This is a genomic window from Spirillospora sp. NPDC046719 (genome assembly GCF_040645715.1).
GTDB lineage: Bacteria > Actinomycetota > Actinomycetes > Streptosporangiales > Streptosporangiaceae > Spirillospora.
This window is the reverse complement of the sequence record NZ_JBEYYT010000609.1, coordinates 494-4,497: the sequence shown is the minus strand read 5'-3', so window position 1 is coordinate 4,497 and position 4,004 is coordinate 494. Positions and strand designations below refer to the sequence as shown.

The following is a 4,004-nucleotide window of genomic DNA, read 5'->3' as shown; positions in this document are numbered from 1 at the left end:
CCCTTGCGGCCCGGCCTGCCTTCCGACTCAACCAGCTTCTACACCTGCGCCACGTCCTGACCCCGGCCGGGAGGGGGATCGGGGCCGCCGGCCCGGTGCCCGCTCCCGCCCGTCCGGAGCGACCGAGGATCCGCATGGAACACCGCATCGAGATCGCCCTGCCCTCCCGCGCGCGGCTCGGCGAGGGACCCAACTGGCACGCCGACGGCGGCGTGCTGCTCTGGGTCGACATCCTCGGCAACGAGGTGCACGCCTACGACCCGGCCACCGGCGCCGACACCGTCCGCCACACGGCCCAGCACGTGGGCGCGGCCCGGCCCCGGGCGGGCGGCGGGCTGGTCGTCAACCTCCGCGACGGCGTCGGGCTCTACGATCCCGACGGCTCGTTCCGCTGGCTCGCCGAGCACCCCGTCCCGGGCTGCCGCGGCAACGACGCCGCCGTCGGCCCGGACGGCGCGTTCTGGGCCGGGACCATGCGCTACGACGAGGCGCCGGGAGGCGGCCGGCTGCGCCGCGTCCTCCCCGACGGCGAGACGACCACGGTGCTGGACGACGTGACGGTCAGCAACGGGATCGCCTGGAGCCCCGACGGGCGCCTGATGTACTACGTGGACACGCCCACGCGCCGCATCGACGTCTTCGACTTCCGCCCCGAGGAGGGCGCCACCGGCCGCCGCGCGTTCGTCTCCGTCCCAGGGCTGCCGGACGGGCTGACCGTCGACGCCGAGGGGCGGCTCTGGGTGGCGCTGTGGGGCGGCGGGCGCGTCCTCTGCTACACCCCAGCCGGCGGTCTCGACCGCACCGTCGAGGTGCCCGCCGCCCAGACCACCGCCTGCGCGTTCGGCGGCCCGGACCTCCGCGACCTCTACGTCACGACGGCGGCCGCGGGCGCCCCGAAGGACGACTCCCACGCCGGATCCCTGTTCGTCGTCCCGGACGCGGGGCAGGGCCTGCCGTCCCCCGCGTTCGCCGCCTGACCCGTCCGGGTGCGGCGGCCGGGTGGAAGGGCCGCGTGCGGCGGGATCGGGCGCGGCGGGGTCAGGCGCGGCGGCCGACGCCCGCGAGGGTGAACGTCCGCTCGGGGTGCCGGACGTCCTCGCCGCCGGGATCGGGCCGCCACAGCGGGGTGTAGGTGAGGCCGGGGTCGAGCAGGTCGAACGGCTCGACGATCGACTCGATCTCGGCGCGGGTGCGGCCCCAGAAGTGCCCGCTGGTCGGCTTGAACACCTGCCCGACGTCGCCACTGGACTCCGGCTGCGGGTCCTGGGTGATGTGCGTGAACACCACGTGGCCGCCGGGCGGGAGGGCGTCGTGCAGCCGCTGGACGGACCGCCGGGCGTCGGCGGCGTCGCCGATGAAGTGCAGGACGCGGTCGAGCACGATCGCCACCGGCTCGGTGAAGTCGATGTGCTCGCGGACCTCGGGGTCGTCCGGGAGCGTCTCGGGACGCGCGAGGTCGCAGTGCACGACCGCCGTCCGCTCGGTGCCGGCGAGCAGCGCCCGCGCGTGCACCAGCACGACCGGGTCGCCGTCGGCGAACACGACGGTCGCGTCCGGGGCGACGGCGGCCGCCACCTCGTGCACGTTGCCGTCCGCCGGAAGCTTGCTGCCGACGTCGATGAACTGCCGCACGCCTTGCCGCGCGAGGTGCCGGACGGCGCGCCCGATGAAGGCGTGGTTCGCCCTGGCGGCCGTCCGCGCCTCGGGGATGACGGCCATCAGCTGCTCGGCCACCTCGCGGTCGGCGGCGTAGTTGTCCTTGCCGCCGAGCAGGTAGTCGTAGATCCGCGCGGTGTTGGGCGTCGTCAGGTCGACGTGGGCGGGGGACCACCTCTCCTCGGCCATGGCACTCTCCGCTTCGTCCCGGGGAAGACGATCGTCTCACGGGACGCGCCGTGCTCGCGCCGGGACGCACCGCGTCCGGTCCGCCCGGCGTCAGCCGTCGAGCAGGTCGATCAGCCCGGCGTCGAGGCCGATGTCCGGGTCGGCCGCGCGCGCGGCGCGCAGGGCGCCCGCCGGCGTCGCCGCGTCCACCCGCGGCCCTCGCTGCTGCCGCTGGAGGTCCCGGCGATCGGGCGCCTGGCGGCCCTGGCCGCGGCGCGCCGGATCGAGGTGCCGCGCCCGGCTCAGGTGCCGCGGAGCCTCTGAAGCCCCCGGTCGGACGCGCTGCCCGGCGCCGCCGTGTACAGCACGACGCGGTGCTCGCCGCCCGGGACCGGCAGGATCTCGCAGTCGAGGTCGAGCTCCCCCGCCACCGGGTGGACGGCGCGCTTGGTGATCGTGCGCTGCACCTCGATCTCGCGGGCGGCCCACATCCCGGCGAACTCCGGGCTCGCGGCCGACAGCTCGGCGACGATCGCGCGCACGGCCGGGTCGCCGGGGTAGCGGCCGCTCGCGCGCAGGTCGGCGACGCACCGCCGGGCCAGCTCCAGCCGGGCGCCGTCCAGCGGGCCGCCGAACAGCCAGCGCAGCGTGTTGCGCCGTTCCGGCGGCGCCTCCGCCAGGTCGCCGATCAGCGCGGTCAGCATCCGGTTCCACGCCAGCACGTCGTAGCAGGCGTTGATCACCATCGCCGGGACGCCGTCCAGCCGGTCGAGCAGCCGCAGCACGTTGGCCGGGACCTCCGCCGGGGCGGGCGCGGGCGGCGGGCCGGCGAAGCCGAGCAGGTAGCCGGTCTCGTCGCCGGTCAGCCGGAGCGCGCGGCCGAGCGCGGCGAGCACCTGCGCGGACGGCCTCGGCCCGCGCGCCTGCTCGAGCCGGATGTAGTAGTCCACCGAGATGCCCGCCAGCAGCGCCACCTCCTCGCGGCGCAGCCCGGGCGTCTGGCGGCGCCCGCCCGCGGCGAAGCCCGCCTCGTCCGGCCGGATCCGGTCGCGCCGGCTGCGCAGGAAGCCGGCCAGCTCCCGCCTGTCCATCCCTGCCGTGTCCATCCCCGCCCTGTCCATCGCCCCCATGATGCCGCCGCGCGGGGTGGTACCGCCGGTCCCAGGCCCCGCCGTGCCTACCCGCCCGGCGCGGCGCGGCGCCAGCCTGGAGCCATGACGATCCTGGTGACCGGAGCGCGCGGCGGCGTCGCGCGCGACCTCGTCCGGCAGCTCCTGGACGCGGGCCTGCCCGTCCGCGCGGCCGGCCGCGACCCCGCGGCGGCGCGCCTTCCCGGCGGCGTCGAGGCCGTCCGCGCGGACCTCGCCGACCCGGCCACGCTCGGCCCGGCCCTCGACGGCGTCGCTCGCGTCTTCCTGTACGCCGAGCGGCAGGGCCTCGACGGGTTCGCCGCGCGCGCCCGCGCCGCCGGCGTCGAGCACGTCGTGCTGCTGTCGGCGGCGGGCGCCGACGCCTCCTCGGCGGACCCGATCGCCCGGCTGCACGGCGAGGCGGAGGAGGCCGTCGCCCGCTCCGGCATCGCGTGGACGCTCCTGCGCGCCGGCGGCTTCGCGACGAACGCGCTGCAGTGGGCGGGCACGATCCGCGCCGAAGGGGTCGTCCGCGACCCGTTCCCCGAGTCGTGGACGGCGCCGATCCACGAGGCCGACATCGCCGCGGTCGCGCTGCGCGCCCTGACCGAACCGGGGCACGCGGGGACCGCGCCCGTCCTCACCGGGCCGGAGCGGCTCACCCGGCGGCGGCAGGCCGAGCGGATCGGCGAGGCGATCGGCCGCACCGTCGCCGTCGAACGGCAGGACCTGGACGAGCACCGCCGCGACCTCGCCCGGTGGGGACCGCCGGAGGTCGCCGAGGCGCTGATCCGGCACTCCGCCGCCGCCATCGACGCGCCGCCGCCCGTCACCGGGGACGTCGAACGGATCACCGGGCGCCCGGCGCGCACGTTCGCCGAGTGGGCCCGCGACCACGCCGCCGACTTCCGCTAGTCCGGCGGCTCGTCGGGCAGCGTCGGCACGGCGATGCCCGGGTCGCGGCCGAGCAGCACCGCGCGGGTGATCGCGGACGAGCCGAACCGGCCGCGGACGCCGTCGACGGCGGCGGGCGCGGCCGCGCCGGCGGCG

General features: G+C 77.6%; 4 protein-coding genes. 2 read left to right on the top strand and 2 right to left on the bottom strand.

The genetic code is table 11. The annotated features are described in order from the left end of the window. Positions 1–134: 134 nt before the first annotated feature. Positions 135–977 carry an SMP-30/gluconolactonase/LRE family protein gene (locus tag ABZ914_RS47135; protein WP_500201160.1) on the top strand — a complete coding sequence of 281 codons (843 nt, stop codon included), beginning with the start codon at positions 135–137 and terminating at the stop codon, positions 975–977. A 61-nt stretch (positions 978–1,038) separates the two neighbouring features. On the opposite strand, the gene ABZ914_RS47130 is transcribed toward ABZ914_RS47135, so the two are convergent. Both ABZ914_RS47130 and ABZ914_RS47125 read right to left on the bottom strand, forming a co-directional pair. Then, a complete protein-coding gene (locus ABZ914_RS47130; RefSeq protein ID WP_500201159.1) occupies positions 1,039–1,845 on the bottom strand; it encodes an SAM-dependent methyltransferase in 807 nt (268 codons plus the stop codon). Positions 1,846–2,126: 281 nt separating this feature from the next. Further along, on the bottom strand, positions 2,127–2,945 hold the full coding sequence (locus ABZ914_RS47125; RefSeq protein WP_500201158.1) for a helix-turn-helix transcriptional regulator: 819 nt from the start codon (positions 2,943–2,945) through the stop codon (positions 2,127–2,129). 93 nt (positions 2,946–3,038) lie between these two features. On the opposite strand from ABZ914_RS47125, the gene ABZ914_RS47120 reads away from it, so the two are divergent. Next, the gene (locus ABZ914_RS47120; protein WP_500201157.1) at positions 3,039–3,869 is read left to right on the top strand and encodes an NAD(P)H-binding protein; all 831 of its coding nucleotides are present in this window, start codon (positions 3,039–3,041) and stop codon (positions 3,867–3,869) included. The last annotated feature ends 135 nt before the right edge of the window (positions 3,870–4,004 follow it).